We start from the raw sequence: 26,919 nt of genomic DNA, 5'->3' as shown, positions 1-26,919 counted from the left end.
GACCCCGACCCGGAAATTTGAAACAGCCCCCCGGCGGTTAAGAAGTACTCACGGGCGGCGGAGCCGCAACCGCCAGATACCGAGGTCGGAGGGCACCCCACTGGGCGCGGGGGCGAAGAAGGCGCGTCGCCACGGTTTGACGCCGACACCCAGTTCGTCGAGGGTGCCCGGCTGCAGACTCTCCAGCGTGGCGGACGACGCCATCACGTTGCCGTCGCCGCCCAGTTCCATCATGCGTGCCGCGATCGTCACGTCCACGCCGAGCCAGTCGCTGCCGATCTGCCGGGGCACACCGGTGTGCATGCCGACGCGCATGCGGGGGCGGTAGCCGTCCACCTCCACCTCCGCGAGCGCCTCCTGCGCGGCGAAGACGGCGTCGATCGCGCGGTCCGGGCTCGGGAAGACGGCCATCACGCCGTCCCCCAGGCGTTTCACCACGTGTCCTCCGCGGTCGACGATGGGGGTCTCGACGGCTCGGGCGACGTCACGCAGCAGGGCGAGGGTGGCGCTGTCACCGGCGGGCAGCGACCAACTGGAGAACCCCACCAGGTCGGTGAACACAATGGTCACTTCCTGCGTTCCCCGGCCGCGTCCGGTGCGCTCGAGCAGCGCCTGCCACACCTGCAGCGCGCCGAGGCTCATCTCACGGGACGCGCCCGGCTGGTGGTCGAGGAAGCGATCGGCGACGCGGGCGATGGCCCGTGCGCTGCCGGGGCCTGCCGTCGACAGTGGATCGCCGAACGCCGGATCGCCGGGTAGCGCACGACGAACCCTCCGCAGCCCTTCGATCAGCTGTGGCTGCCGGTTCACCGATCCCATCCAGCCCAGAACCTTGTCGCCTCGTTTCGGTGTCTGCGCAGCGTCGAGTTCGGCACTGTCCTCTTCGGCCGGGTCGTCGCTCACGAGAGTAAGGGTAACCCAGCGTCACATGCACAAACCCGTGTCGAATCGGACATCACTCCGCCGCCCGCGCCTTCTCCCGGTCCGCGCCGGTGGGGACACCGTTCGGCCCGGCGAGCGACTCCGCATAGACCCCGACGGCATACGCGACCGCGGCGGCATTCTTGGCGAGCGCGGCCCGGTTCACGTTCTCGAGAGTGTCGGTCGCGCTGTGGTAGTTCTCGTCGTACACCACATCCGGGGTGCCGCCCCACTTCTGTGCCTGCTCGGGGGTCTTCGTCTCGTCGGCGCCGCTGAACACGCCGCCCGAGGGGATGCCGTGCTCGATGAACGGACCGTAGTCGGATCGGCCGTCGAAGTCCGTGCCGTCGGCGGCGACCCCGTTGCCCTTAAGGAACTCGATGAACGTGCGCTCGATGCCCGCGGAACCCTCCGGTCCGGGCCCCTCGCCGACGTTGTCGGAGTTGTCGCCGTCGTACGCCAGGTAGCCGGCGTTCTCGGAACCGAGCATGTCGAAGTTCAGGTACAGCGCGATGTCGTTCCGCTGGTCCTCGCTGAGGCTGTTCACGTAGGCCTCCGAACCGAGCAGACCCAATTCCTCGGCGCCCCAGAACGCGAAGCGCACCGCGTTGTCGACGTCGGGCGAACCGCCGAGCTGCACCGCCGTTTCGAGGGTCGCGGCGACGCCGGTGCCGTTGTCGTTGATGCCGGGACCGTCCGGGACGCTGTCCAGGTGGGCGCCGACCATCACGACGTCCTCGGCCGAACCGGTCTTCGTCTGGGCGATGACGTTACGAGCGGTGCTCGACTCGGTGGTGGTGTCGAGGGTGAGGGTGACGTCGCCCCCGGCCTGCTCGAGTGCGGCGCCGTCCGCCTTGCTCACTCCGCCGGTGGGCACCTTTCCCACGTCCGGGTCGCCGAGGGTTCCGCCGTTCATCGGTCCGTCCTCGTTGTTGACGACGATCACGCCTGCGGCGCCGCGCTCGGACGCGAACTGCTGCTTGGCCGCGAACGGGCACACCCCGCGGTTGACGAGGACGATCGCCCCGGTGACGTCGAGGCCGTCGTAATCGGTGACCTCGCATCCCGGACTCTCGTCCTTGGGGGCGGGTACCAGGCGGGCGGTGATCCCCTCCGGACCGGTCGACGGTGAATACGACAGCGCACGCACCTCGAAGTCACGGTCGCCGGACCTGAGTGCCTCCGTCCGGACGTCGAACTTGTGGAACTCGAATTCGGGCGTCTCGACGTCGAAGCCCTTGTCTTCCAGCACCTGTGCGACGTAGTCGACGCTGGCGTCGTAGCCGGAGGTTCCGGCCGCGCGGTTGCCGTTGTTGTTCTCGGCGATCGTCTGCAGTTGCGCCAGGTGTGCCACCACACCGCCCTCGGTGACCGAGGCCGCGAGAGCGCTCGCGTCGACCGGCGGCGAATCGGGTTCGCTCGTCGACGAGCACCCGGCCAAGATCATCGCACCGGCCACTCCGACTGTGAAGGCTCCCCGTAGTCGCATGTCGGGAGCCTAACGCAGAAGCACCGGTGGGCCGGCGCGAATGGATTTCGCACCGGCCCACAGGCTCCCGCCCCACCGTCACCCTCAGCCAGGTCTCCCGACGATCACCTGGCGGAGGAGCGGGGCGAAAGTACTGTATCGGGTGTCAGGCGTCGCGCTTGTTGACGACCACCAGGCCGGCCCCGAAGATCACGAAGACGAACACCGCGAAGTACACCAGGCTGCCCCACGGGCCCCAGTGGAATTCGACCCCCTGCGGCGCCCCCAGGAAGTTGTTGGCGTTGAGGAACGGCAGGAAGGGCATGATCTTCTCGCCGAACGAGCCGAACAGGTTGAACAGGCTCTCGATCAGCAGCGGCCACAGCAGCAGCAGTGCGATCGCGCCCGCCGACTGACGCAGCAGCGTGCCGACACCGACGGCGAGAACCACGCACAGGAACGCGTAGATCGGGACGCCGTAGATCGACCGCCACGCGTCGTCACCCGACAAGGTGAGCGCCGCTCCGGCCTCGTCACCCGCGGTCGCCTTCGCGATGGCGTACGCACCGAAGGTGAGCACGAACGTCAGCACGGCGCCGAACGCGCCGATCAGGCCGGCCTTCGCGATGAGGACGGACGCGCGGTTCGGGATGGCCTGGAACGTGGTGCGGATGACGCCGAACCGGTATTCGCTGGTCACGGCGAGCGCCGCGAGGATCATCAGGACCAGCACGCCGAATCCGGAGACCCCGCCGACCGCGTCCGACATCTGCGGCAGGAACGGATCGAAATCCGGTTGCTTACCGTCGGCGATCTGGTTTTTGAAGGAGTTGATGCTCGCCTTGGCGCTCAGCCCGATGACCGCGGCGAGGCCGAGACCCAGCACGATGATGATGACCGTGCACCACCACGGCGACCTCGTCGACGTGATCTTGATCCGTTCGGCATTGAGAACAGCCATTACAGTGCACCCCTCATCACATCTTCGACGCCCTCTGCGTGGTACTGCACGTCGTCTCCGGTCAACTTCATGAAGGCGTCCTCCAGCGATCCACGCTGAGATGCCAACTCGTGCAGGACGATGCCCTGCGAACCGGCGATCCCGCCGACGACGTCCGTCGACGAATCCACCACGACGAGCGCCTGCTGCCCGTCGGATCCGTCCTCGCGCACGGTGAGCCCGTTGGACGTGAGCGCGCTGCGCAGCGCGTCCAGCTGTGGGCTCCGCACGCGCACCGTCGATTCCGAGGACTTGCTGACGAACTCGGACACGGTGGTGTCGGCGATCAGACGCCCCCGGCCGATGACCACCAGATGTTCGGCGGTGAGCGCCATCTCGGACAGCAGGTGGCTCGACACCAGCACGGTGCGTCCCTCCGCGGCGAGGCGCTGCATGAACTTCCGGATCCAGACGATGCCCTCCGGGTCGAGCCCGTTCACCGGCTCGTCGAACAGCAGCACCTTCGGGTCGCCGAGGAGCGTGGCGGCCAGGCCCAGTCGCTGGGACATGCCGAGTGAGAACCCGCCTGCCTTCTTTCCGGCCACCTCGGTGAGCCCGACGAGGTGCAGCACCTCGTCGACCCGGCTCTTGGGCAGCGAGTTGGACGCCGCCATCCACTGCAGGTGGGCGCGGGCCGAGCGGTTGGGGTGCACCCATTTCGCGTCGAGCAGTGCCCCCACCGTCCGCAGCGGCTGCACCAGGTCTCCGTACGGTTTGCCGTCGATCAACGCGGTGCCCGCCGTGGGGCGGTCCAGCCCGAGGATCATGCGCATGGTCGTCGATTTGCCTGCACCGTTCGGGCCGAGGAAGCCGGTGACCATACCCGGCTTCACGTTGAACGTCAGGTTGTCCACCGCCTTCGTCGCACCGAAGGTCTTTGAAAGTCCCCTCACTTCAATCATGGTGAGAAGGATGCCGGAACCTGCGGCCGGCGCGCATCGGCCGCAGGTCTACACCTGACTCGTCCCCTGGTACCGGTCGGACCCTGAGCGAGACCCCGACGCGACCCCGAGAACTACGACGACGCCTGCGCCCAGAACCGCTTGGGAATGCGGCCCGCGTGACGTGCCTCGTAGCCCGCCACCACGGCCCCGCGCATCGCCGAAGCCATGAGTGCCGGGTCCTTCGCCCTGGTCACAGCCGTGGCCAGCAGCACGGCATCGCAGCCGAGTTCCATCGCGAGGGTCGCGTCGCTGGCGGTCCCGATGCCGGCGTCGAGGATGACGGGAACCCCGGCACCCTCCACGATCATCTGGATGTTGTGCGGGTTCGCGATACCGAGCCCGGTGCCGATCGGCGAACCCAGCGGCATCACGGCCACGCAGCCGACGTCCTCGAGCCTGCGGGCCAGCACCGGGTCGTCGGTGGTGTACGGCAGGACGATGAAACCGTCGTCGACCAGTTGCTCTGCAGCGCTGACCAACTCGATGGCGTCGGGCATCAGGGTGCGTTCGTCGGCGATGACCTCGAGCTTCACCCAGTCGGTCTCGAGCGCCTCACGGGCGAGTTGCGCCGTCAGCACCGCCTCGGCCGCACCGCGACACCCGGCCGTGTTGGGCAGCGGCGCGATGTCGAGCCGGCGCAGCAGGTCCAGCACACCGGTGCCGCCTGCGGCGTCGACGCGGCGCATCGCGACCGTGGTCAGCTCGGTGCCGGACGCGACGAGCGCCTCTTCGAGCACCGTGAGGTTGGCGGCGCCGCCGGTGCCCATGATCAACCGTGAACCGAACGTGCGGCCCGCGATCGTGAGGCCCTTCTGCACGCCGGGCGTCGCGTCAGCCACCCTGCACCGCCGTGAGGATCTCGATCTCCCAGCCCCGGACCACGAGCTCGTCCCACCGGGCGCGCGGGAACACGGCGCCGTTCACTGCCACCGCGATGCCTTTGGTGGGCAGGTTCAGCACCTCCAGCAGCCCGGTGACGGTCAACGGTTCCGTGAACTCGTGGTCCTCGCCGTTGACGCTGATGCCGATCGGCACCACTAGTTGCTGCTCACTCATCTCTACCTCGCTACTTTCTCGAAACGTTCGGGGTCGGCGGCTTTCGCCTCGACCAGTGCCGAGCCCTCCAACAATGCCACCGTCGCGTCGGCGGTCACCGGGGTGAGCAGGATGCCGTTACGGCCGTGTCCCGTCGCCACCACGACCCGATCGGACACCCGGCCGATCAGCGGCAGGTTGTCCGGGGTCATCGGGCGCAGACCCGCCGAGGTCTCGCGCAGTTCGTACTCGCCGATGGCGGGCATCAGCGCCTCGGCGTCCGCGATCAGGTCCCGCACGCCGGCCACCGTGACCTGCGTGTCGTTGCCCGACTCGTACTGGGTGGCACCGACGACGATGCCGTCGGCCCGCGGCACCAGGTAGGCGGGCCTGCCGTGCACGCTGCCGCGGATGGTGCGGCCGGGCGCGGGGGTCACCCCGGGACGCGAGCGCAACCGCAGGATCTCGCCCTTCACGGGGCGAACCGGAAGCCCGGGCCACAGGGCCGGTGACGCGATGCCCGCGGTGACGACGATCTGGTCCGTGCTCAGCCGGTCGAGGCTGTGCACGGCCTCCCCGATCAGCTCCACTCCGGCGTCGACGGCGCACCGCTGCAACGCCTTCAACAGCAGCCTGTTGTCCACGGCCAGTTCGTCGACGGCCAAAAGTCCCAACCGGACTCCGCGACCCAGCATCGGCTCGAGGGCCCGGACTTCGGCGCGACCCAGGATCTGCAGTTCCCGCCCCTGCGCACCCACCCATTCGGCGATGGTCCGCAGGTCCTCCGCGTCGGCGCCGTCCAGCGCGACGGTGAGCGAACTCTCCGACGTGAACAGCTCGACGCCGGCCCCGGCCTCGAGTTCCTTCCCGAATTCGGGCCACCGGTCGAGCGACGCGCTTCCCAGTTCGAGGACGCTCTCCTCGCCGGGCCAGCCCTCGGACAACGGGGCGAGCATGCCGCCCGCCACCCAGGACGCTCCCGAACCGATCGACGGGTCGTACAGCCGTACCGACCACCCGTTGCGGGCTGCGCGCCACGCAATGGACAGGCCGATCACTCCGCCTCCGACGACGGATACCGATCTCGCCATTGAACTCCACCTCACTTCCTGCGCCGGCATGATCCGGGTCAGGTATGACGGTCGGGCTCGGCGTGAGCCCCTCTCAGCCCCACGTTCCCCGGGACTCCCGTGTTGCACTTTCACCGTAGAGGCTACCGTCATGCCGTGACCACCTCGCATCACAGCAACCTCACGGACCGTCGGCGCCGCCTCGGAACAGCACGTTTGTACCTGTGCACCGATGCTCGGCGCGAGAAGGGCGACCTGGCGCAGTTCGCCGAGGCCGCACTGTCCGGCGGCGTCGACATCATCCAGCTCCGCGACAAGGGCTCGGCCGGAGAGAAGAAGTTCGGCACGATGGACGCCCGGGACGAACTGGCGGCACTGTCGGTGCTCGCGGCCGCGGCCAGGCGGCACGGAGCGCTGCTCGCGGTCAACGACCGCGCCGACATGGCGCTGGCGGCCGGGGCCGACGTGCTGCACCTCGGCCAGGGCGACCTGCCCGTCCCGTACGCACGGACCGTGGTGGGTTCCGACGTCCTGATCGGCCGCTCCACCCACAGTCGCGCGCAGGCCAGTCTCGCGGCGATCGAGGACGGCGTCGACTACTTCTGCACCGGTCCGGTGTGGGCCACCCCCACCAAGCCAGGGCGGACCGCGTCGGGCATCGATCTGGTGCGATCGACCGCCGACTCGGAGCCGAACCGCCCGTGGTTCGCGATCGGCGGCATCGACGAGTCCCGCGTTCCGGAGATCCTCGCCGCGGGGGCCTCCCGCATCGTCGTCGTGCGGGCCGTCACCGAGGCCCGCGACCCGCAGGCCGCCGCGCGCTCGCTGTCCGCCCTGTTGCAGCAGAACGCGTAGTTACGGCTGGTCCAGCCAGTCCAGCACCGTAGCGGGCGGCAGGACCACGACTGTGGCCGGCAACTGTTCGATCAGGTCGGGGTCGGTGGTGACGAATGCCGTCACCGTTCCGAGCGTGGTGCCGTGGCCGGCCGGTTCGGCGAGGCTGCCGACCGCGTCCAGGGCTTCGAGCACCTCGACGCGCGGCAACCACCCGTAGGTGCCGTCGGGCAGGTGCACCGTGCGGGGCAGTGCCTTCGACAACTGCGCCAGCGCGCCGCGTTCGCCCAGCACGTCGTGCCGGTCGAGCAGCAATCGCACCTCGGTGGTGCGCAGTTGCGGCCACCCCGCTTCGAATCCCGGGTGCAGCGGCAACCCGGCGACGTCGGTTTCCCGCACCCAGCGCAGTTCGGTGCTCTCGCCGTTCGCGACGGTGGGCAGTGGGCGCTCGGCGTCGGCGATCACCGTGGTGTAACTCCAGCCGCTCGCGGCCTTCATCGTGACGACCTCGGTGCGGACGCGGATGGCCGCGCTCTCGATGCCGGCTTCCTCGTGGGCCTCGCGCACCGCGGCGTGGGTGGTGGTCTCGTGGCTGTCCCGGGCACCGCCGGGCAACGCCCACGTACCGCCCTGGTGACTCCAGACCGCACGGTGCTGCAGCAGCACGGCCGGCGTCTCGTCGGGGAGCGGCGCACGCAGCAACAACCCGGCCGCACCGTGCTTGCCCCAATGACGACTGCCGTCCGGCCCGGTTGCCCAACCGTCACCGTCACCACGCATCGACTACCCCTGTCCGACCTGATGGGTCTCCCTGCAGTTCCCTCACACTAACGGTTTCTTCCGGAACTGCCCGTCGGCAGTCGTGAACCGACCGCTGCTTATATGCTCCCCACAAGGTGCGGCCATGACACGGGAGGGGTGCGAGGTGGTTCTGCGTGAGGCACCGTCGATCGAACCCCACGGCAGCCGCGCATTGTCTGCCGTCGCGGACGACGACGTCGACCCCGCGGTGGCGCGCCGCAAGGAACTGCGCGCGTTCCTGGCATCGACTCCCGCCAAACTCACCGCCCTCGGAGCCCTCCTGGTCCTGCTCACACTCGCGGCCGGGTTGGTGGCCGCCTCGACGGTGAACAGCAGGGAAGCCACTCTCGACAGCGTCCTCGCGGAGACGGAACCACTGTCGTTCTCGGCGCAGAACCTCTACAGCGCCCTGTCCGTGGCGGATGCCGCGGCCACGACGGCGTTCATCTCCGGCGGTCTCGAACCTCCCGAACTCCGCGACACCTACGCGCAGGCGATCGGCACGGCCTCCGCCGACCTGGTGTACGCGTCGGGCGGTCTCGCGGCGAGCGACGTGGACAGCCGCCGTCTGCTGGCCTCCATCTCCAGCGACCTCAGCGTCTACGCCGGTCTCGTCGAGACCGCGCGGGCCAACAATCGCACCGGCCATCCCGTCGGCGCGGCCTACCTCAGCGAGGCGTCCACGCTGATGCAGACGAGCATGCTGCCGATGGCGCAGCAGTTGCACGCCCAGCAGGAGGCTGACGTCGCGGACACGCAGCGGGACTACTCTCGCCCGCCCTGGCTGGCGCTGATCCTGATCCTCGTCGCGCTCGTCGCGCTGCTCGTCGCCCAGATCGTCATCGCGAGACTCAGCCGGCGCACGTTCAATCTCGGGCTGATCGTGGCGTCGTCGTGCACCGCGATCCTCCTGGTGTGGATGCTGGTCGCCGGTCTGGTCTCCTCCGTCGACACCAAGCGGGCACTGACCGAGGGCGCCCGCCCGATGCACGAGTTGACCGCCGCCCGCATCCTGGCCCAGCAGGCGCGCACCGAGGAGACCCTCAAACTGGTCCGCCGCGACTCGAACGGTGACTACGACGCCGTCTTCGAGGACAAGTCCGGTCAGCTCGACACCCTGCTGTCGAGCTACCCCCACGACGGCGACCGCGCGGTCGGCCACGACGAGGTGGCGCGGGCGCAGGAGGCGTGGACGCTCTGGTCCTCGGCGCACGACCGCATGAACGAGATCCTCGCCGAGGGCGACTTCGCCTCGGCGGCAACAGTCGCCATCGGACCGGGACCGTCGGATTCCGCGGCGCAGTTCACCGCCGTCGACGACGCGCTCACCGACGGAATCGGCACCGCCCGCGACCGTCTGCGGTCGCATGTCGAATCCGCGGCCCGCGTGCTGACCGCGCTCGGTTCCGGTGCCCTCGTCCTGACACTCATCGCGTTCGGCGGAATTATCATCGGGTTGTGGCCTCGGTTGCGGGAATACCAGTGAGGGGGCGCCGGATCGCGCTGGCGCTGGTGGCGGCCACGTTGCTGATCGGCGGGTGCGCCGAGTCGAGTCCGGAGCACGTCGGATCGCCGAGCGTGTCGTACACCGAGCCCCCGCTACCCGCGGCCGCGACGCCGGCGCCCGAGACCAGCGCTGCGCCGCCGACTCCGGAGAAGGACTGCGGCGATCCCACCGCGAGCCTGCGCCCGTTCCCCGACGCCGACGCCGACGCCGCACCGCCGATGCCGACGGTCGACGCCATCCGCGCGCGGGGCCGTCTCGTCGTCGGCCTCGATACGGGCAGCAACCTGATGAGTTTCCGCGACCCGGCGACCGGCGCCATCCAGGGCTTCGACGTCGACATCGCCCGCGAGATCGCGCGGGACCTGTTCGGCGATCCCGACCGGCTCGAGTACCGCATCCTCACGTCGGCGAATCGTGAGAAGGCACTGCAGGAGTCGATGGTCGACATCGTGGCCAAGACGATGACCATCACCTGCGATCGGAAGGAACGGGTGGCGTTCTCCTCCGAGTACTTCGAGGCGCAGCAGCGGGTCCTCGTCGTGAAGGGCTCCCCGATCCGCAGCGCCGCCGACCTGGACGGCAAGCGGGTCTGCGTCGTCCGCGGCACGACGTCGCTGACACGGCTGCAGCAGGTGGCGCCCACCGCGGACATCCTGACGGTGCCCATGTGGTCGGATTGCCTGGTGGTCCTGCAACAACGGCAGGTCGATGCGGTGAGCACCGACGACACGATCCTCGCCGGCCTGGCGTCCCAGGACCCGTATCTCGAGATCGTCGGAGACAGCATGGGCGCCGAGCCGTACGGCGTCGGCATCACCAAGGCGAACGAGGACCTGGTGCGATTCGTCAACGGCACGCTCGAACGCATCCGCCGCGACGGTACCTGGACCGGGATGTACGACCAGTGGCTGTCGATGCTGGGGCCGTCCCCCGCCCCGCCGTCCGCCGTGTACCAGGACTGAGGGGACGCATGCCGCAGCATTCGAAGAACCCGGAGTCCACCGACCCGGACATCGCCACCCAGGCCGCCGTCCGGGAGCCGGAAGAGGAGGCCACACAGGCCGCGGTCCGGGAAGAACCGGACGAGGGTCCGGCCACCCAGGCGACGCCGACGTCCCGGCCGTCCGGTGCGTCCGGCACCGGCCGCTCGACGCGCTCACCGCGCACCCGGTCCGGGCGGCGCCTGCGACTCGGCGGCGGTCTCGTCGAGGTTCCCGTCGTGAAGACGCTCGACCCGGCGTCCGCCGTGATGACCGACCCGAAAGTCCCCGAGAGCAAGCGCTTCTGCTGGAAATGCAACAAACCGGTCGGCCGCACCAGTGCCACGTCGGAGGGCTCCGAGTACGGTCTGTGCCCCTCGTGCGGAGCCACCTACGACTTCCGGCCGCTTCTCGACCCGAACGAGCTGATCGGCGGCCAGTACGAGGTGCAGGGCTGCATCGCGCACGGCGGCCTCGGCTGGATCTACCTGGCCATCGATCGCAACGTCAGCGACCGGTGGGTGGTTCTCAAGGGCCTGTTGCACTTCGGCGACGCCGAGGCTCAGGCCGTGGCGGTCGCCGAACGCCAGTTCCTCGCCGAGGTGGCCCACCCGAGCATCGTGAAGATCTTCAACTTCGTGGAGCATCCCCGATCGGACGGGACCCCGATGGGCTACATCGTCATGGAGTACGTGGGCGGTCACTCGCTGCGGGACGTGCTGTCGACGCACGAGAAGCCCGAGCGCATGCCGGTCGAGCAGGCCATCGCCTACGTGCTCGAAATCCTTCCCGCACTGGCGTATCTGCACTCCACCGGCCTGGTGTACAACGACCTCAAACCGGACAACGTGATGGTCACCGAGGACGCCCTCAAATTGATCGACCTCGGGGCCGTCGCGGGCATCGAGGACTACGGCTACCTGTACGGCACACCCGGGTTTCAGGCGCCGGAGATCGTCAAGACGGGCCCGACCGTGGCGTCCGACATCTACACGGTGGGGCGCACACTCGCCGTCCTGACGCTCGACATGCCGTCCGACAAGGGCCGGTACCTCGACGGGATCCCGTCCCCCGAGCAGGCGCCGCTCCTCGCGGAACACGAGTTCTTCCACCGACTCCTGTTGCGCGCCACCGACCCCGATCCGAGTCGGCGTTTCGCGTCCGCCGAGGAGATGGCGGGGCAGCTCACGGCAGTACTGCGGGAGGTGCTCGCGCAGCAGACCGGCGAGGAGCATCCCGGACTGTCGACCGTGTTCAGCAAGCAGAGAACGACGTTCGGCACGAACGAGGCCGTCGAGCAGACCGACGTGTACGTCGACGGCGTCGAACGGGACGAGAATCTCGATCCGCAGTCCGTGGCGCAGGCGTTGGCGGTGCCCCTGATCGACCCGACCGATCCCAACGCCCCACTCCTGGCCGCCGCGGTGCACAGCGAACCGCAGCAGACACTGGAGTCCATTCGGCACGCGCGCGAGAACGGTATCGAACGAGTCGTCGGCGACCTGGACGTGTCGTTCTCCCGGGAACTCACGCTCGCCGAGATCAAGGCGCACCTCGATCTCGGTGACGCCGCCACCGCCACCGAACTCCTCCGCGACGTGGAGGGAGACATGGGCGGGAACTGGCGCGTCGACTGGTACGCCGGACTCGCGACGCTCATCGCCGGCGAGTACGAGACAGCGTTCTCCCGCTTCGAATCCGTGCTGAAGGCGATGCCCGGGGAGACGGCTCCCAAGCTTGCGCTGGCCGCCACCGCCGAACTGATTCTGCAGCACTGGGAGAGTTCCGATCCCCATCAGTGGCGGACGTTCGCCGAGAAGTACTACCGGACGGTGTGGCGGACCGACCACAGCATGGTGAGTGCGGCATTCGGGCTGGCGCGGCAACTCACCCAACGCGGCGACCTGCCCGGTGCCATCGCCGCCCTCGATCAGGTTCCCGCGACCTCCCGGCACTTCACCATGGCCCGGATGACGAGTGTGTTGATGCTGTTGTCCGGCAAGCCGATCGAGGAGATCGACGAAGCAGCCCTCCGGGAGGCTGCACTCCGTGTCGCCGCGCTCGCACCCGAGGAGAGCCGGGCACTGCAGATGCGCACGCTCGTACTGGGCACCGCACTGGACTGGATGCGTGCCGGTCACACGTCGGCGACCGAACGCGAACAGATCCTCGGTGTGCCGTTCACCGAACGGGGCCTCCGCAAGGGCGCCGAGGCCGGCCTGCGGGCGCTGGCCCGCAACGCCCCCGAGCGCACTCACCGGTACACGCTGGTGGATCTGGCCAACGCCATCCGGCCCAAGAGCCTGCTGTAACGCTCAGGCCCCGATCAGGTCCGCCGCGGCACGGGCGATCGCGAACTCCTCGTTGGTGGGCACGACCAGCACCTGCACGTCGGACTCGTCCGCCGAGATACGGCGTGCGTCCCGGAAATCCGCCCGATTGCGGTCGTCGTCGACGACGATGCCGAGCCGCCCCAGCCCGGCCAGGCTGTCGCGGCGGACGTCGACATTGTTCTCACCGACTCCCCCGGTGAACGTGATGACGTCGACACCACCCAGTTCCACCAGGTAGGCGCCGATGTACTTGCGGAGTCGGTGCACGTACACGTCGTACGCCAACGCCGCGGCCTCGTCACCCTCACCGACGAGCGTCAGGAGCGCCCGGAAGTCGTTGACCCCCGACAGGCCCTTGAGTCCGGAGTGCCGGTTCAGGAGGTCGTCGATCTGATCGACACCCATCCCGCTGCGGTGCAGGTGCAGGATGACACCGGGATCGACGTCCCCGGACCGGGTGCCCATGACGAGCCCCTCGAGCGGGGTCAGCCCCATGCTCGTGTCGACGGCCCGCCCCCCGCGGATCGCGGACGCCGAGGCGCCGTTCCCCAGGTGCAACACGATCTGGTTCAGCTCGGACAGGTCCCTGCCGAGGAACTCGGCCGCGCGCGCCGACACGTACTGGTGCGACGTGCCGTGGAAGCCGTACCGCCGGATGGAGTGCTCCTTCGCGACCTGCAGGTCGATCGCATACGTCGACGCCTCCGCGGGCAGGGTGTGGAAGAACGCGGTGTCGAACACCGCGACGTGCGGGATGTCCGGCAGCTCCTCCCGCGCCACCTCGATCCCGATCACATTCGCCGGATTGTGCAGCGGTGCAAGGTTCGAGAGATCCGAAATGGACTGCACCACCGCGTCGTCGATGATCGTGGGTTCGAAGAACACGTCGCCGCCGTGGACTATGCGATGACCGACCGCGACGATCCCGGCCTCCCTCAGCGGTCGGCCCACCTCGGCGACGATGTCCGACACCATCTTCAGCCCAACCCGGTGGTCGGCGATGTGAACGTGGCGCTCCGCCAATCCGGTGCGGTGGTGGTAGACGATGCGCCCCTCGGGTTCCCCGATCCTCTCGATGAGCCCGGACGCCGAGGCCTTACCGGTGTCCGGGTGGATCAGCTGGAACTTGATCGACGACGAACCGGAATTGACTACCAGTACGGACCCCTCGGTCACTGCTCTGCTCCCTGCGCCTGGATCGCGGTGATGGCCACGGTGTTCACGATGTCCTCGACCAGCGCCCCTCGCGACAGGTCGTTGACGGGTTTGTCGAGGCCCTGCAACACCGGTCCGACGGCGATCGCGCCGGCGCTGCGCTGCACGGCCTTGTACGTGTTGTTCCCGGTGTTGAGGTCGGGGAAGATGAAGACCGTCGCCTTCCCGGCCACCGCCGAATCGGGCATCTTCTTGTCGGCCACGCTCTGCTCGATGGCGGCGTCGTACTGAATGGGGCCCTCCACCAGCAGGTCCGGGCGACGCTCGCGGACGAGTTTCGTCGCGGAGCGCACCTTGTCGACGTCCGCGCCGCTGCCGGAGTCGCCGGTCGAATACGACAGCATCGCGATGCGCGGATCGATGCCGAACTGAGCCGCCGTCTGCGCCGAGGAGATCGCGATGTCGGCCAACTGTTCGGCGGTGGGGTCGGGCACCACCGCGCAGTCCCCGTACGCGAGCACCCGATCGGACAGGCACATCAGGAAGACACTCGACACCGTGGACACCCCCGGTTGCGTCTTGATGATCTCGAACGACGGCCGGATGGTGTGCGCCGTGGTGTGCGCGGCACCGGAAACCATGCCGTCCGCGATTCCCAAGTGCACCATCATGGTTCCGAAGTACGAGATGTCGCCCATCACCTCGCGGGCCCGCTCCACGGTCATGCCCTTGTGGGCGCGGAGCCGCGCGTACTCCTCGGCGAACGGCCCCGCATGGTCGGACGTCCGGGGGTCGAGAACCTGTGCGTCACCGAGGTCGACGCCGAGTTCCGCCGCGCGGCGCCGCACCTGCACCTCGTCGCCGAGAATGGTCAGAGCCGCCACCTGCCGCTGCAACAGTCTCCCAGCCGCGCGGAGGATGCGGTCGTCGTCGCCTTCCGGGAGCACGATGTGCTTGCGGTCGCGGCGGGCACGGTCGATCAGCTGGTATTCGAACATCTGCGGAGTCACCACCGAGGGGATCGGCAACTTCAACCGCTCCAGCAGGGTGGGTGCGTCCACCCGCAGTTCCATGACGCTCAGGGCGGTGTCGATCTTGCGCTGCGAACCGACCGCCACCCGGCCACGGGTCTGCGCGGCCGCACTGGCCGTGTCGAACGTGCCCAGTCCGGTGGTGAGGATCGGCAACCGCGGCTTCAGGCCGGCCATCAGCTTCGCGATCGCCGGGTGCGGCATCAGGCCACCGTTCATGATGATGCCCGCCAGCGACGGGAAACCTTCGGCCTCATGCGCATTCACCATCGCCAGTAGCACGTCGGAACGGTCGGCCGGGGCGATCACCACCGTGCCCTCGGTCAACCGTTCGAGAATGTGCTCCGCCGTCATTCCGCCCACCATCACCCGCAGCGCCTCGCGGTGGAGAAGCTCGGGGTCGCCGCTGAACAGGCTGCCGTCGATCGACTCGAGGAGTTCGGCCATGGTCGGTGCGACCAGCAGCGGGATCTCGGGCAGGCTCCACGCGGGCACACCGGTGGACGCCAACGCGGCGGTGACCGCATCGAGCTGATCCGGGTCGCAGCGGTTCGCGACCACAGCGAGCGGATGGGCGTGGTGAGAAGTCAGTTCACCGATCGCGAGATGGGCGAGTTGCGCGACCTCCTCGGGGGTGCGCCGGGCTCCCTTCACGGCGAGCAGCACGGGTGCGCCCAGGTTGGCGGCGATCCTCGCGTTGTAGCCGAGTTCGCTCGGGCTCGCCACGTCGGTGTAATCGCTGCCGATCACCACGACGGCGTCACACTGCGCCGCCACCTGGTGATACCGGGAGACGATCTCGCTGAGCGCTCCGTCGGGATCGGCGTGGACCTGCTCGTACGTGACCCCCAGGGACTCCTCGTAGCCGACGTCGGCCGTCGTGTGTTCGAGGAGCAGCTCGAGGATGTAATCGGGTTCCTGCGTCGATCGGGCGATGGGACGGAAGACGCCCACCCTCGCCGCGGACGCACACAGCATCTGCAGGACACCCAGCGCGATGGTGGACTTGCCGGTGTCCCCCTCCGGTGAGGCGATGTAGACGCTCGACGGCTGGGGACGTGCGGGCGGATTCACGGGTGAGGGTGTCGCTGGCGCAGCCATGGCCATAGCGTATCCGGCCGCCGCCGCCCGGCGATTGACACCGCACCCGCCCGGCGGTCAGATGACCTATGGCCGAATCACCCTTCCCCGACGTCCGGTGGGGCAGCGAGAACAGCTTCCTCCGCGAACCCGCCGCGAAATTTGCCGCCACCCGACCCGGATCGTGGGTGATCCGGAATCTCGCCGGGGTCGACCGCCGGCTCCTCCAGAAGAGCAGAGGACGCTTCACGATCCTCGGTCCGATCGCCGCACCGGTGGTCCTGCTGACGACGACGGGTCGTAAGTCGGGCGCACCGCGGACGAGCCCGCTCCTGTACTACCGCGAGGGACAGCAGATCTTCGTCGTGGGCAGCAACTTCGGGCAGGATCACCACCCGGCGTGGTCGGGGAACCTCCTCGCCCAGCCGAACGCGAAGGTCACGATCGGAGGGAAGGACATCCCCGTCACCGCGACCCTCCTCGCCGAACCGGAGCGGACACGGATCTATCGCGAATTCGACGAGATGGTGCGCGTCTACGGCGTCTACGAGCACCGAACGAACCGCACGATGCGGGTGTTCGCTCTCACCGCCTCGTGAGCCGAGCGCCGTGCCGGGGCCGGGAGCGGTGGGGCCGCCGACCGGTAATGGTGCCCGGTCGGGGTGCCGAGGTCGATGAGGTGGGTGCGGCCGGGGTTGCGTACGGGGCGGGCGGACCATCCGTCGCCTTCCTTCGCGTGGTTGCATGCCTCGCAAAGGCCGGACCCGTTGTCCGCCGTCGTGGCACCGGATTCTCGGTGTGAGCGGATGTGGTCGTGATGCCGGATCGGCGCATCGCACCACGGAGTCCTGGACGTCCGATCCCGCAGGTCGATCAGCTGTCGCAGGCCCTTCGGGAACGTGCGCGACTGCGACTCCATCGCCGTCAACGCACCCGACTGCGGGCACGAATACACGCGCCGCAACGACATCTCGGTGCCACTGTCGACGGCCTCGGCCACCAGCTGCCGGGCAATTCCCGCGGGTGCGGCCGCCGCTGTTGCCGGTGGCGATCAGACTGTCGGCATCCCGACCCAGCGTGGCCTGCACACACACCGCCTGCTCCACCGGCATCAACACACTCAGGTAGGCCATCGAATCCGGCGCCGGCCGTGTCGTGACCCGACGCTCCGACACCGCCGTGCGATGCCGGACCACGACCGCCGCGGAACATCGCCAGGGTGTGCGGCATCTCGTGCACCAACGCCTGCGCGAACCCGAGATGCCGGCCGCCGCGGGTTTGGGGATTCCCTGCGCGCCAACGCAATCTGCGAGGCAATGCCGCGGTCCCACTCCACCCGCGGCAACCCCCGAGCCCTGCGATCCGCACGGATACACGTGGCGACGCCATCGGTGATCACCGCCTGCACCGCACACCCGACCGACTTCAACACCTCGAGCGCATCGAGCCACTCGATCCCCAACCCCGCATCCCCGTCAGCAGACACCACCGGCAACCGCGCCGCGAACGCACGCAGCTCATCCAGATCCGGCGCCATCGATTCCCCCACAACCAACCCTCCCCCAAGGTCGTTCGAATGCATGTTCGACTCTAGCAACAGTTCGTGAACAATGGCAATAGCCGCACGCCGATAAAAGTGCGTGCAGCACAGGACCGTACGGCGCTATACAAGAGATCGCGCACGCCTGCGCCGAGGAATGGAGAAGTAGTTGCCCACGAATGCCGCACCGGATCCGATGACCCTGCACCCTGTTTCGGGTCAGCCTCGGGTGGTCCTGCTCAAACCTCTGATCGAGAACCCGCTGATCGTGGTCGGGGAGTACAGCTACTACGACGACCCCGAGTTCGCGGACGAGTTCGAAACGCGCAATGTCCTGCACCATTACGGGCCGGACCGGCTGATCATCGGCAAGTTCTGCGCATTCGCGACCGGGACGACGTTCATCATGAACGGCGCGAATCATCGAATGAGCGGAGTCTCGACCTTCCCGTTTCCGATCATCGGAGGGTCGTGGGCCGAGCATTCCGATCTACTCGCCGACCTACCGTCGCGCGGCGACACCGTCGTCGGCAACGACGTGTGGATCGGAGGCAACGCGACGATCATGCCCGGCGTCCGCATCGGGCACGGTGCGATCGTGTCGACCGGTTCGGTAGTGACGCGGGACGTGCCGGACTATGCGGTCGTGGGCGGGAATCCGGCCGTCCACATCAAGGACCGCTATTCGAAAACCGAGATCGCCGCGCTGGTGCGGATCGCGTGGTGGGACTGGCCGAATTCCATCGTTACCGAACATGTGCGGACCATCGCCGCAGGCACCGTCGAGCAACTTCAGGATGTCGCCGACGGACTCGGCTGAATCAGCCGCGCGCCGCCTGCGGTGCTTCGAGGTCGAGTTCGCCGTCGTCGGCGAATACGAGGCGTCCGTCGTCGAGAGCGACGGCCCAGCGGTGCACGGGCGCCCAATCACGTCCGAGCAGTCCCTCCGACTGGGACAGGTCCGCGAAATCCTCGATCACGACACCGGGCGCGGGAGCATCGGAGTCGCGGCGGACCCGGACGCGAGCGCCGACGACGACGTCGGGGCTGTGGGGCTGGGCGGCACTCTTCTGATCAGACATGGGTTCATTCCGCTTTCTGCAGGGTGATGCCGGGGCAAGGGATCATCCGGGCCCGCTGCCGAGAACTCACTACAGACGATCGGCAAATTTTGAGCAAGCCTTGCGTCGGAGTTGTGGGGATCATCACCGAGGCCTTGACGTACGCAGAACGACCCGACTTTTGTCCACTGTTTGTACACCAGAGGCATTGACGTCAAGAGACTTCTTCGACATGATTAGGTGTAACTGCCGGTCACACTGACATGGAGGAATTTCATGGCACGCTCGACGCTCGATATCCGCAATCCGAAGATCACGGATCGCCAGGACACCGGCGCCCGGCTCCTCCAGTCCTCCGCCCGCATGTCGTACGACCCGACGGTCGAGGTGGACTGGGACGCGCCCGTCCCCGACGACCTGTACGGCCTCACCCCCGAGTGGTCCTCGCTGTACGGCACGCCGATGTGGGACGAGATGACGTTCGAGCAGCAGATCACGCTGACGAAGCATGAGGTGTCCTCGATCATGGGCACCGGAATCTGGTTCGAGATGATCCTCCAGCAGATGGTCATCCGGGACATGTACGCCAAGGACGCGTCGCAGGCCCACTTCCAGTTCGCGCTGACCGAGGTAGCCGACGAGTGCAGGCACTCGGTGATGTTCGCTCGCACCGCCGAGAAGTTCGGTTGCCCCTCCTACGTTCCACGCAAGTCGGTGGTCACGCTGGGTCGCGGGTTCAAGGCGCTCGCCTCGGGGGAGGTCGCGTACGCCGGCATTCTCGTCGCCGAGGAGATCCTCGACGTCATGCAGCGCGACTGGATGAAGGACACACGCGTCCAGCCGATCGTCCGCGTCACCAGCAAGATTCACGTGGTCGAAGAAGCCCGGCACATGCGCTTCGCCCGGGAGGAGACCCTGCGACGAGCCCAGGGCATGAGCAAGGCGCACCGTGCTGCGAGCCGCGCCTGCATCGCGATCGCGTCCAATCTGATCGTCTCCAGCATGATCAATCCCGCCGTCTACGCGGCAGCCGGACTGGACACCGAACGCGCGCTGCGCGAGGCGAAGAACAACCGATTCCGGGCCGAGAAGATTCGCGAGAGTTCGCAGCCGCTCATGCGGTTCCTGGACGACGCCGATCTGCTGGGCGGTCCTTCCCGGCACCTCTACAAGCGTGTGAACATGCTCTGAGGCGCTCCGCACCCGTGCGCCTTTCTGGTAGCACCCACTTCCAAAAAGGTGCACGGGCGGCGAAGCCGCCTACCCCCGCAACCGCGGCGCCAGATCCCGCTCGAAGAGTTCCAGGAACCGCTTCTGGTCGTGGCCCGGAGCGTGGAAGACCAGGTGGTTCAACCCGGCATCGAGATACGGGCGGATCTGCGCCACCGCCTCATCCGGATCCGACGCCACGATCCACCGCTTCGCCACCTGCTCGATCGGCAACGCATCCGCCGCCTTCTCCATCTCGATCGGATCGTCGATCGAATGCTTCTGCTCCGGCGTCAACGACAACGGCGCCCAGAACCGCGTGTTCTCCAGCGCCAACTCCGGATCCGTGTCGTACGAAATCTTGATCTCGATCATCTTGTCGATCTCCGCCACATCACGGTCCGCCTTCTCGGCCCCCTCCGCGACCGCAGGCATCAACTTCTCCGTGTACAACTCCATGCCCTTACCGGACGTGCAGATGAACCCGTCGCCGCTCCGACCGGCATACCGGGCCACCACCGGACCACCGGCGGCGATGTACACCGGAATCCCACCCTCGGGCACGTCGTAGATCGACGCGCCCTTCGTGTTGAAGTACTCACCCTCGAAGTCGACCCGGTCGCCGAGCCACAGCTCACGCATCAACCGGACCGCCTCCCGCAGCCGCGCGAACCGCTCCTTGAACTCCGGCCACTCCCCCGCAAAGCCTGTCGCGATCTCGTTGAGCGCCTCACCGGTACCCACGCCGAGCATGATCCGCCCCGGGTACAGACACCCCATCGTCGCGAACGCCTGCGCCACCACCGCCGGGTTGTACCGGAACGTCGGCGTCATCACCGACGTCCCCAACTGCAACCGCTCCGTCCGCTCCCCGACCGCCGTCATCCACGCCAACGAGAACGGCGCATGACCACCCTCGTGCCGCCACGGCTGGAAATGATCCGACACCGTCGCCGAATCCATACCGTGTGCCTCCGCCAGAACACCCAGCTCCACCAACTCCCGCGGACCGAACTGCTCCGCGGACGCCTTGTAACCGAGCTTGAGTTCGTGGGCCACCGTGTACTCCTTCGTCTTCACGTCCGGTTCGCGAGATGCAAACCTCTTCTGCAGGTTAGAGCGCGGCCAACAGGCTGGCGAGCGCCGCTCCCAGTGCCACCACCGTCAGTGTCACCGCGAACAGCCACAACTCGTGGGGCGGCGGCATCGGTGCGCCGTCGCGCAGGGCCTTCTCGACCTGCGACCACCGCCGCATGCCGACGAGGGCGGCTGCCGCGGCGAGGCCGATCAGGATCAGGCCGAGGGTCGTCCGCACCCACCCGGTGCTGAATTCGGGGACCAGGTGGATCATCGCGATGCCACCGGCCAGGAGTGCGAGCGAACTCCGCATCCAGGCGAGGAATGTCCGCTCGCTTGCGAGGGTGAAACGTTCGTCGGGCCGGTCGTTGTCGGTCACCGAATCATCTTTACACCGGTTCACGGGAACCGCACCAAGCAGGTCCCCCGCAGTTCTAGATTGGAAGGGCAGGCCACAGCCAGGGGGCGTCCATGCGACCGTTCGAAGCTCTGCGATCCGCGTTCTCTCTGCGTGTGCTGGCGGTGATGTTGCTGGTCGTTTCCGGGTGGGCGGCGCTCGGCCCGCCGTCGGTTTCGGCGGAGCCCCGCATCACCAGGGTGGACGTGTATTCGGAGTCGATGGGCCGGTGGGTGGCCAACGACGTCATCTCTCCCGCATCGGGCGCTCCGGCGCCCACCTTCTACCTGCTCACCGGAATCGGTGGCGGGTCGGACGGGATCTCCTGGTTCAACAACACCGGTGTGCGGGACTTCTTCGCCGACAAGCACGTCAACGTGGTAATGCCGATCGGCGGCCAGTACAGCATGTACACCGACTGGGATGCCGACGACCCGGTCCTCGGCCGGAACAAGTGGCAGACGTACCTGACGAGTGAACTCCCCGCAGCCATCGACAGCCGGTTCACGACCACCGGGGCGAACGCCATCGGCGGGGTATCGATGGCGGGCGGCGCGGTACTCGACCTCGCCGTTCAGGCTCCGGGTTTCTATCGGGCCGTCGGCTCGTACAGCGGGTGTGCCGCGACGAGCGGACTGCTGGGTCAGGCGATGGTGCGGTCGATGGTGGAACTGCGGGGCGGCGGCAATGCGGCCAACATGTGGGGCTCCGCCATGGATCCGCGGTGGCGGGTACACGACCCGATGCTGAATGCCGAACGACTGCGCGGCACAGAATTGTTCGTCTCGAGCGGCAACGGGCTTCCCGGCAGCATCGACAACCACGACCCCATGCTGGTGGTGCCCCAGACGATCGGCGGCAGCGTCGTCGAGATGGTGACCAACGTGTGTGCGGCCGCGTTCCAGTCGCGGCTGCACTCGCTGGGGATTCCCGCCACGTTCGCCTACGTCTCGCAGGGCACGCATTCGTGGGGGCTGTTCGAGACCGAGTTACGGGAGTCCTGGCCCGTCATCGGCAGTGCGATCGGGGCGTGACCCCAGGGAGTGTTCCAGGATCGGCCCGATGACCGCGAGGGCTTCCGGCGTGGTCATCCGCAGGTGGTCGCATTCCACCTTGTGCTCGACGATCACGCCGGTGATCGCGGGCTGCCAGACGCTCGGCGACGGCCGTTCGCCTTCCTCCCCGTCGGCGGACTGCGCGGCGCTGAAGAACACCAGGTCGCCGTCGAACACCCGCGGCCGGTATCCGGTGGAGATCTGCTTCGAGTTCTCCAGGCCGGTGCTGATGCGACCGAGGAGGGTCGACGCGAACGCGGGGTCGCGGCCGAAGGATCGTCCGAGCATCTCGACCAGCTGCTCGCGGTACGACGTGCCGCCCTCGCCCTCGCCCTCGAACTCGACACCCAGCCCGTGCAGCCACTCCTCGGCGTTCACCTCCAGGTCACCGAAGTCTTCGCCCTCCGCGACGTAGCTGTCCATCATCGCGAGCGTGCCGACCTCGGCGCCGGACTCGCGGAGTTCGACGGCGACGGCCTGGGCGATGACGCCGCCGAGGGACCAGCCCAGCAGGTGGTAGGGGCCCTGGGGCTGCACTGCGCGCATCTCGACGACGTACCGGTGGGCGAGCTGCTCCATCGACTCGAACGTCGTTCCGCCGCTGAGGATCGGCAGCTGCAGCCCGTACACCGGACGGTCGGGTGAGACGTACTTCATCAGTCCGGCGTATCCCAGCGCGAGTCCGCCCGCCGGGTGCACGCAGAACAGCGCGGGTTGCGCACCGGACGCCCGGAACGGAACGACGACGTTCAGCACGTCGTCGGCGGGCATGCTTCCGAGCGCCGACGGGTCGACGATGCGGCGGGCCAGGCCCTCCGGCGTGGGGTTGCGGAAAATCCACTGCAGGACGACGTCGGTGCCGAGCCGGTCGCGGAGCGCGGACGCCACCCGGGTCGCGACGAGCGAGTTCCCGCCCAGTTCGAAGAAGTCGTCGTCGGCCCCGACGCGGTCGATGCCGAGGACGTCGGCGAAGACCTCCGCCACCGCCTCCTCGACCGGGGTGGCGGGTGCCCGGAACTCTCTGGGCGCGAGCACCGGTGCGGGTAGCGCTCGCCGGTCCAGCTTGCCGGTGCGGCCGACGGGCAGCCGGTCGAGCACCACCAGCTGGGTGGGCACCATGTACGGGGCGAGATGGGATCCGGCGTATCGGAGCACCTCGGCGGTGTCGATGCTCGCACCGGCTTCGGCGGTCACGTATCCCACCAGCCGGTCGCCGGTGCCGCTGTGCACGGTGACCGCCGCGCGGCCGACGCCGTCGCAGCGGGCCAGCACCGATTCGATCTCGCCGAGTTCCACCCGCTGGCCCCGGATCTTCACCTGGAAGTCGTTGCGTCCCTCATACTCCAGCCTGCCGACCTCGCTCCACCGCACGAGGTCGCCGGTCCGGTACATGCGGGAGCCGGGTTCGCCGAACGGGTTCGCCACGAAGGACGCGGCCGTCAGCGCCGACCGCCGGTGGTAGCCGCGCGCGAGCCCCGGCCCCGCGACGCACAGTTCCCCGATCACGCCCACCGGAACGGGCTGCAACCACGTGTTCACCACGATCACCTCGACGCCCCGCCCGGGGCCTCCGACGTTCACCGGTTCGTCGGGGGACAGCACCTCGCTGATCGTCGTCTGGACCGTGGCCTCGGCCGGGCCGTACCCGTTGAAGACGAAGCGCCCCGGGGTCCAGCGGTCCGCCAATTCGGGGGGGAACCGTTCGCCCCCCATCGCGAGTATCCGCAGGGAGGGGAGGTCCTCGGGGCGGAGGGTGTCCAGGATCGTGGGTGTGAAGAAGGCGTGCGTGACGTGCTCGGCCTCGAGCAGTTCGGCCAGTTCCCTTCCCCCGAAGATTCTCGGCGGCACGATCACCAGAGTCGCGCCGACGGCGAACGCCATCAGCAGTTCGAACACGGACGCGTCGAAATTCGGCGACGCCAGGTGCGACACCCGGGCACCGTGCATCGACGCGAACCGTTCCCGTTCCTCCACAGCGAGATTCGCGAGACCGCCGTGCGTGATCACGACGCCCTTCGGTGTTCCCGTCGATCCCGATGTGTAGAGCAGGAACGCGGCGTGCTCGACTCTCAGCGGACGCAGACGGTCGGCGTCGGTCACCGGGTCGCTCGAGTACCCGTTCGCCACGTCGGGATCGTCGAGCAGCAGCCACGGCATCACGCCGGGCAACCGGTCACGGTGCGCCGTCACCGTCAACCCGAGCACCGCACCCGAATCCTCGAGCATGCCGCCGGTGCGCGCCGGCGGCAGGGTGGGATCGACCGGCACGTAGGCCGCCCCCGATTTCGCGACCGCCCACACCGACAGCACCCATTCGATCGATCGCGGCACGCCGATCGCGACGAAGGAATCCGGGCCGGCACCGCGACGGATCAGCGCCCTGGCCAGCCGGTTCGACCGCTCGTCGAGTTCCCGGTACGACACGGTGACGCCGTCGCACGACACCGCGGTGGCCCCCGGGGCGAGCGCGGCGCCCGCGGTGAGGACGTCCGGGAGGGTACGTTCCGCGACCGCGGGGAAGCCTCGCATGGGCACGAGTTCGTCCCGTTCGAGGGCGTCGAGGATCTCGAGGTCGCCGACCCTGATCGACGAATCGGACACGGCCGCATCGAGCATCCGGACGAACCGGTCGGCCAGGCCGGCGACGGTTTCGGCGTCGAAAAGGTCGGTGGCGTAGGTGAAACCGGCGGTGATGCCTGCCGGCGTTCCGTCGTCCGTGTACTCCTCGGACAACGTCAGTTGCAGGTCGAACCTGGCGATCGTGGCACCGAGGTCGATGCCCTCGACCTCGACGCCGGGCAGCGAAAGGTCGGGGCGCTCGACGTTCTGGAACTCGAGCAGCACCTGGAACAGCGGGGAATGTGCCGTCGAGCGGGGCGGATCGAGCGCTTCGACGACCTTCTCGAACGGCACCTCGGCGTGGGCGTACGCACCGAGATCGACGTCGCGCACCTGTTCGAGCAGTTCGGAGAACCGGCTCGCGTCGGAGACGACGGTCCGCAACACCACGGTGTTGACGAACATCCCGACGACGTCGTCGAGTTCGGCCTCGCCGCGCCCGGCCACCGGGGTGCCGACGGCGATGTCCTCGGTACCGGACATCCTCGCGAGGAAGGCGGCCAGGGCGGCGTGCGCGACCATGAACACGGTCGACTGGTGCGCCGACGCCGTCGCCAGCAGCCGGCGGTGCAGGCCGGCCTCGATCTCGAATCCGACCCTGCTCCCGTCGGGTGTGCGTTGCATCGACCGTGGGCGGTCGGAGGGCAGGTCCAGGGCGGCGGGGAGACCGGCGAGCGTGGTGCGCCAGTAGTCCAGTTGCTGCGACACCATCGACTGCGGATCGTCTTCCGATCCGAGGAGTTGACGCTGCCAGAGCGTGAAATCGGCATACTGGACTGTCGGCGGGTGCCACTCCGGGGCGTGCCCGGCCGCCCGCGCGGTGTAGGCCACCATCATGTCGCGTGCGAGCGGGACCATCGACACGCCGTCCGCGACGATGTGGTGGACCACGACCAACAGCACCCGGTCGGTGTGGGAGGTCTCGAATACGGCTGCCCGCAAGGGGATCTGCCCGGTAACGTCGAACCCTTCCGAGACAGCCGCCGACAGCCGTTCCCGCAACTCCTCGTCGCTCGACACGGTCGTGACAGGCAGGTCCGGCATCGAATCCGCAGCGGAGAGGATCACCTGCACCGGTTCGTCGCCGGCCATCGGGAATCGGGTTCGGAGCGATTCGTGGCGCTCCACCACATCGGTCATCGCGGCCCGCAGTGCGTCGAGGTCGAGTGCGCCGGTGAGCCGGAACGCCATGGCGATGTTGTAGGCGGGCGAAGAGGTGTCGAACTGGTTGAGGAACCACATGCGGGTCTGGGCCAGGGACAGGGGAATACGCTCGGGGCGCGGCGCTGCCCGCAACTCCGGCCGGTGCGTCAGCACTCCGGCTTTCGCCGCGCGCTCCGCGAACCCGGCCACGGTGGGCGCCTCGAACAGGGCGTGCACGCCGACACCGACGCCGAGAGCGGCATCGACCCGTGCGACGACCCGGGTGGCCGACAGCGAATCTCCGCCCAACCGGAAGAAGTCGTCGTCGGCACCGACGCGGTCGACACCGAGGACGTCGCCGTACACTTCGGCGACGACGGCCTCGAACGGGGTTGCCGGAGAACGGAATCGGCGCACCGGAGCGTCCGGTGCGGGGAGTGCGGCACGATCCAACTTCCCACTCGCCGTCACCGGCAACTCCCCCAACACCACCACCACCGACGGCACCACACCCCCCGGCAACACCGACCCCGCAAACTCCACCACCACACCCGGATCCACCCGCACCCCCACCTCCGGCACCACATACCCCACCAACCGACCACCCTCACCCACCACCACCACCGCAGCCGCCACCCCCGGACACCGCCCCAACACCG

At 68.3% G+C, this 26,919-nt stretch carries 22 protein-coding genes, 1 pseudogene and 1 riboswitch; of the genes and pseudogenes, 8 read left to right on the top strand and 15 right to left on the bottom strand.

All coding sequences use genetic code 11. The features are described 5' to 3' along the window. Positions 1-48: 48 nt before the first annotated feature. The 7 genes from QM841_RS42215 to thiO all read right to left on the bottom strand — a co-directional run bounded on the left by QM841_RS42215 (position 49) and on the right by thiO (position 6,459). Positions 49-903 (bottom strand): adenylate/guanylate cyclase domain-containing protein, encoded by an 855-nt coding sequence (locus QM841_RS42215; RefSeq protein WP_005563843.1) that lies wholly within the window; start codon positions 901-903, stop codon positions 49-51. 52 nt (positions 904-955) lie between these two features. After that, a complete protein-coding gene (locus tag QM841_RS42210; protein WP_283336676.1) occupies positions 956-2,410 on the bottom strand; it encodes a M20/M25/M40 family metallo-hydrolase in 1,455 nt (484 codons plus the stop codon). A gap of 145 nt (positions 2,411-2,555) precedes the next feature. After that, positions 2,556-3,350, bottom strand: coding sequence for an ABC transporter permease (locus QM841_RS42205; RefSeq protein ID WP_283336675.1), 795 nt, complete (start codon positions 3,348-3,350; stop codon positions 2,556-2,558). Next, complete coding sequence (locus QM841_RS42200) at positions 3,350-4,291, bottom strand: ABC transporter ATP-binding protein (RefSeq protein ID WP_280779803.1); 942 nt, start codon at positions 4,289-4,291, stop codon at positions 3,350-3,352. Before QM841_RS42200 ends, QM841_RS42205 begins: the two co-directional genes overlap by 1 nt. Positions 4,292-4,404: 113 nt before the next feature. After that, positions 4,405-5,172, bottom strand: coding sequence for a thiazole synthase (locus tag QM841_RS42195; protein ID WP_280779802.1), 768 nt, complete (start codon positions 5,170-5,172; stop codon positions 4,405-4,407). Next, positions 5,165-5,389, bottom strand: a complete 225-nt coding sequence (gene thiS / locus QM841_RS42190; protein WP_280779801.1) for a sulfur carrier protein ThiS — start codon at positions 5,387-5,389, stop codon at positions 5,165-5,167. Before thiS ends, QM841_RS42195 begins: the two co-directional genes overlap by 8 nt. A 2-nt stretch (positions 5,390-5,391) precedes the next feature. Next, on the bottom strand, positions 5,392-6,459 hold the full coding sequence (gene thiO / locus QM841_RS42185) for a glycine oxidase ThiO (RefSeq protein WP_283336674.1): 1,068 nt from the start codon (positions 6,457-6,459) through the stop codon (positions 5,392-5,394). Continuing rightward, positions 6,458-6,570: riboswitch (TPP riboswitch) on the bottom strand. Its footprint overlaps the gene before it by 2 nt. 24 nt (positions 6,571-6,594) lie before the next feature. Here thiO and thiE point away from each other — a divergent pair. Further along, positions 6,595-7,293, top strand: a complete 699-nt coding sequence (gene thiE / locus QM841_RS42180; protein ID WP_144287983.1) for a thiamine phosphate synthase — start codon at positions 6,595-6,597, stop codon at positions 7,291-7,293. Here the strand turns inward: thiE and QM841_RS42175 are convergent, their stop codons facing one another. Continuing rightward, a complete protein-coding gene (locus QM841_RS42175; protein WP_280779799.1) occupies positions 7,294-8,052 on the bottom strand; it encodes an NUDIX hydrolase in 759 nt (252 codons plus the stop codon). Positions 8,053-8,197: 145 nt separating this feature from the next. Between QM841_RS42175 and QM841_RS42170 the strand changes: the two genes are divergently transcribed. From QM841_RS42170 to QM841_RS42160, 3 genes are read left to right on the top strand one after another with little or no spacing between them, the layout of a single operon-like run. Further along, positions 8,198-9,559 (top strand): GlnX family signal transduction membrane protein, encoded by a 1,362-nt coding sequence (locus QM841_RS42170; RefSeq protein WP_502943337.1) that lies wholly within the window; start codon positions 8,198-8,200, stop codon positions 9,557-9,559. Beyond that, positions 9,556-10,542, top strand: a complete 987-nt coding sequence (locus QM841_RS42165) for a glutamate ABC transporter substrate-binding protein (RefSeq protein ID WP_283336672.1) — start codon at positions 9,556-9,558, stop codon at positions 10,540-10,542. Before QM841_RS42170 ends, QM841_RS42165 begins: the two co-directional genes overlap by 4 nt. An 8-nt stretch (positions 10,543-10,550) precedes the next feature. Next, positions 10,551-12,872, top strand: a complete 2,322-nt coding sequence (locus QM841_RS42160; protein WP_283336671.1) for a serine/threonine-protein kinase — start codon at positions 10,551-10,553, stop codon at positions 12,870-12,872. A gap of 3 nt (positions 12,873-12,875) precedes the next feature. Here the strand turns inward: QM841_RS42160 and QM841_RS42155 are convergent, their stop codons facing one another. Continuing rightward, positions 12,876-14,069, bottom strand: coding sequence for an acetate kinase (locus tag QM841_RS42155; RefSeq protein ID WP_283336670.1), 1,194 nt, complete (start codon positions 14,067-14,069; stop codon positions 12,876-12,878). Beyond that, positions 14,066-16,186 (bottom strand): phosphate acetyltransferase, encoded by a 2,121-nt coding sequence (gene pta / locus QM841_RS42150; protein ID WP_283336668.1) that lies wholly within the window; start codon positions 16,184-16,186, stop codon positions 14,066-14,068. Before pta ends, QM841_RS42155 begins: the two co-directional genes overlap by 4 nt. Before the next feature lie 62 nt (positions 16,187-16,248). Between pta and QM841_RS42145 the strand changes: the two genes are divergently transcribed. After that, the gene (locus QM841_RS42145; RefSeq protein ID WP_283336667.1) at positions 16,249-16,758 is read left to right on the top strand and encodes a nitroreductase/quinone reductase family protein; all 510 of its coding nucleotides are present in this window, start codon (positions 16,249-16,251) and stop codon (positions 16,756-16,758) included. Here the strand turns inward: QM841_RS42145 and QM841_RS42140 are convergent. After that, a pseudogene (locus QM841_RS42140) lies at positions 16,704-17,708 on the bottom strand (HNH endonuclease). The gene QM841_RS42145 and the pseudogene QM841_RS42140 sit on opposite strands and share 55 nt — an antisense overlap. A 187-nt stretch (positions 17,709-17,895) precedes the next feature. Here QM841_RS42140 and QM841_RS42135 point away from each other — a divergent pair. Then, on the top strand, positions 17,896-18,519 hold the full coding sequence (locus tag QM841_RS42135) for a CatB-related O-acetyltransferase (RefSeq protein ID WP_502943336.1): 624 nt from the start codon (positions 17,896-17,898) through the stop codon (positions 18,517-18,519). 1 nt (position 18,520) lies between these two features. On the opposite strand, the gene QM841_RS42130 is transcribed toward QM841_RS42135, so the two are convergent. After that, positions 18,521-18,781, bottom strand: a complete 261-nt coding sequence (locus QM841_RS42130) for a hypothetical protein (protein WP_283336665.1) — start codon at positions 18,779-18,781, stop codon at positions 18,521-18,523. A 255-nt stretch (positions 18,782-19,036) separates the two neighbouring features. Here QM841_RS42130 and QM841_RS42125 point away from each other — a divergent pair, with 255 nt between their 5' ends. Continuing rightward, positions 19,037-19,951, top strand: a complete 915-nt coding sequence (locus QM841_RS42125; protein ID WP_283336664.1) for an AurF N-oxygenase family protein — start codon at positions 19,037-19,039, stop codon at positions 19,949-19,951. Between the two features lie 69 nt (positions 19,952-20,020). Here the strand turns inward: QM841_RS42125 and fgd are convergent, their stop codons facing one another. Together fgd and QM841_RS42115 are read right to left on the bottom strand one after the other, a co-directional pair. Continuing rightward, positions 20,021-21,028 carry a glucose-6-phosphate dehydrogenase (coenzyme-F420) gene (gene fgd / locus QM841_RS42120; protein WP_105421293.1) on the bottom strand — a complete coding sequence of 336 codons (1,008 nt, stop codon included), beginning with the start codon at positions 21,026-21,028 and terminating at the stop codon, positions 20,021-20,023. 55 nt (positions 21,029-21,083) lie between these two features. After that, positions 21,084-21,425, bottom strand: coding sequence for a YidH family protein (locus tag QM841_RS42115; RefSeq protein WP_283336663.1), 342 nt, complete (start codon positions 21,423-21,425; stop codon positions 21,084-21,086). Between the two features lie 92 nt (positions 21,426-21,517). Between QM841_RS42115 and QM841_RS42110 the strand changes: the two genes are divergently transcribed. Then, complete coding sequence (locus QM841_RS42110) at positions 21,518-22,477, top strand: alpha/beta hydrolase (RefSeq protein WP_283336662.1); 960 nt, start codon at positions 21,518-21,520, stop codon at positions 22,475-22,477. On the opposite strand, the gene QM841_RS42105 is transcribed toward QM841_RS42110, so the two are convergent. Next, on the bottom strand, positions 22,433-26,896 hold the full coding sequence (locus QM841_RS42105; protein ID WP_349307467.1) for a non-ribosomal peptide synthetase: 4,464 nt from the start codon (positions 26,894-26,896) through the stop codon (positions 22,433-22,435). The two genes, QM841_RS42110 and QM841_RS42105, sit on opposite strands and share 45 nt — an antisense overlap. Between the last annotated feature and the right edge of the window lie 23 nt (positions 26,897-26,919).

It is taken from the genome of Rhodococcus sp. IEGM 1307, assembly GCF_030056915.1.
Lineage (GTDB): Bacteria > Actinomycetota > Actinomycetes > Mycobacteriales > Mycobacteriaceae > Rhodococcus_F > Rhodococcus_F opacus_D.
This window is presented reverse-complemented; position numbering and strand designations above follow the sequence as displayed.

Bases quoted from the DNA above. Each gene is read 5' to 3' on its own strand.
- pta (WP_283336668.1), bottom strand. From the start codon at position 16,186: ATGGCCATGGCTGCGCCAGCGACACCCTCACCCGTGAATCCGCCCGCA.
- QM841_RS42160 (WP_283336671.1), top strand. From the start codon at position 10,551: ATGCCGCAGCATTCGAAGAACCCGGAGTCCACCGACCCGGACATCGCC.
- QM841_RS42110 (WP_283336662.1), top strand. From the start codon at position 21,518: ATGCGACCGTTCGAAGCTCTGCGATCCGCGTTCTCTCTGCGTGTGCTG.
- QM841_RS42130 (WP_283336665.1), bottom strand. From the start codon at position 18,781: ATGTCTGATCAGAAGAGTGCCGCCCAGCCCCACAGCCCCGACGTCGTC.
- QM841_RS42145 (WP_283336667.1), top strand. From the start codon at position 16,249: ATGGCCGAATCACCCTTCCCCGACGTCCGGTGGGGCAGCGAGAACAGC.
- thiO (WP_283336674.1), bottom strand. From the start codon at position 6,459: ATGGCGAGATCGGTATCCGTCGTCGGAGGCGGAGTGATCGGCCTGTCC.
- thiS (WP_280779801.1), bottom strand. From the start codon at position 5,389: ATGAGTGAGCAGCAACTAGTGGTGCCGATCGGCATCAGCGTCAACGGC.
- QM841_RS42210 (WP_283336676.1), bottom strand. From the start codon at position 2,410: ATGCGACTACGGGGAGCCTTCACAGTCGGAGTGGCCGGTGCGATGATC.
- QM841_RS42135 (WP_502943336.1), top strand. From the start codon at position 17,896: ATGACCCTGCACCCTGTTTCGGGTCAGCCTCGGGTGGTCCTGCTCAAA.
- QM841_RS42200 (WP_280779803.1), bottom strand. From the start codon at position 4,291: ATGATTGAAGTGAGGGGACTTTCAAAGACCTTCGGTGCGACGAAGGCG.
- QM841_RS42205 (WP_283336675.1), bottom strand. From the start codon at position 3,350: ATGGCTGTTCTCAATGCCGAACGGATCAAGATCACGTCGACGAGGTCG.
- QM841_RS42175 (WP_280779799.1), bottom strand. From the start codon at position 8,052: ATGCGTGGTGACGGTGACGGTTGGGCAACCGGGCCGGACGGCAGTCGT.
- QM841_RS42125 (WP_283336664.1), top strand. From the start codon at position 19,037: ATGGCACGCTCGACGCTCGATATCCGCAATCCGAAGATCACGGATCGC.